At 72.8% G+C, this 1700-nt stretch carries 2 protein-coding genes; both read right to left on the reverse strand.

Going from position 1 to position 1700, the window contains the following annotated elements:
- Positions 1-1241 (reverse strand): poly-gamma-glutamate synthase PgsB (gene pgsB / locus AB0G02_RS38735; protein ID WP_360805049.1); only part of this gene is annotated, 1241 nt, incomplete at its 3' end.
- On the reverse strand, positions 1238-1700 hold a 463-nt coding region (locus AB0G02_RS38740), incomplete at its 5' end, for a HAMP domain-containing protein (RefSeq protein WP_360805052.1). The genes pgsB and AB0G02_RS38740, both read right to left, overlap by 4 nt.

Raw genomic sequence — 1700 nt, forward strand, 5'->3', positions numbered from 1 at the left:
GGGCGGGGGCGGGCCGCCGGCCGCTCCGCCGTTGCGGGCCGCGGCTCCCGGCGCTCCTCCTCCGACGGTGGCTCCGGGAGGTGCTCGACGGCCTCCAGGAACACCTCGCCCTGGCCGTGGATGTTGCCGATGGCCACGAACGACGCGGTCGACTCGACCTCGGCCAGGACGGCGTCCAGCAGCTCCTGCGGACCACGCGCGCCACCGAGGTCGGTCACCCGGTCGCGCCACCGCTCGTCCACGGTGGACAGGGCGCTGCGGGTCGGTTCTCCGATGAGCACCACCCGGTCGGGGTCGATGCGCGCGATCAGCGCGCCCATCTGCTGGTTGCGCTCCACGCGGTCCGGCCGGCAGTTGACGACCACGTGCAGGGGGCGTGCGATGGACCCCTGCTCCAGCAGCCGCTCGATGTTCATCAGGGTGGACTCGGGGTCGTTGGCCGCGAAGACGTTGGCCAGCTTGATCCGCTTGTCGCCGGCCACGCGGGTGTGCACCGACAGCACGCCGGGGTCCGGAGGCGCGGACCACATGCCCGCCAACGCGGAGCGCCGGTTCACCCTCAGCAGTTCCGCGACCTTGAGGGCGATGGCGACGTTCTCCTTGAAGGTGACCCAGGTGAACCCCGCCATGTCCTCGTCGGTGACCGACTCGGGGTCGACCGCGATCAGCTCGCAGTTCCGCTTGGCCGCCTCCTGCTCCAGGATGTGCAGCCGGTCCACCTCCGCGGTCACGCACACGCCGCCCACCGGCATGGACCGGCTCAGCGACCGGGCCACGTCGTCCAGGGTCGGGCCCATTTCGGCGAGGTGGTCCTCGCGGACGTTGCACAGCACGCCGATGGTGGAACGGATCAGCTTGCTCTGGTTGATCTCCTGCAGGTCCGGCATGACCGCCATGCACTCGATGACCAGCACGTCGGAGCGGTAGGCCGCGGCGCGGCGCACGATGCCGATCTGCTCCACGACGTTGGCGATGCCCCACTTGCGGTAGACGGGCTCCTCGCTGCCGTCGGGGTGGATGAACCGGGCGGCCGTGCCGGTGGTCTTGGCCGTGGTGACCAGGCCGCCGCCGCGCAGGGCGCCCGCGCACAGGCGGGTGATGGAGCTCTTGCCGCGGATGCCGTTGACCAGGACCCGGTGCTCGATGCCGGCGAGGTGGGCCAGGTGCCGGCGCTGCTCGACCACGCCCGCGGTGAACATGCCGAGCGTCAGCAGGACGAAGACGACGTAGAGGTAGGTCACGCGGAGCCCTTCCCGGCCCGGGCGCGCGGCGAGCGGGCGGGCGTGCGGCGGACGGGTGGGCGGTGCGACGCGGTGTGGGCCGCGGACTTGTCCACCGGCTTGAGGAACTGGGTGGGGTCGGTGGCCGCGCCCTGCGGCCGGCGCACCTCGCCGAGCCGGTCGGAGCCCTGGACCACCGCCTGCCGGCAGATCTCCAGGCACGAGGCGATGGTGCCGACCTCGTCGTGCCGCTGGGGGTAGATGACCGACTGGAGGTCGCCGCGGACGAGCCGGTCGGCGGCGCGGGCGACCCGGCGCAGCGGGCCGAGCACGGAGAACAGCAACCAGCCGTAGCCGAACAGCGCGGCCAGCGCGGCGATCAACGCGACCAGCTTCGCGTGGCGGCGGACGTCGTTGACGGGCAGGGCGAGCTCCGCGCCGGGCTTCTCCGACACCACGGTCCACCCGAGCCGGCCGACC

Origin of the sequence: Actinosynnema sp. NPDC023658 (genome assembly GCF_040639995.1) — a bacterium.
In the GTDB taxonomy this organism is placed as follows: Bacteria; Actinomycetota; Actinomycetes; order Mycobacteriales; family Pseudonocardiaceae; genus Actinosynnema.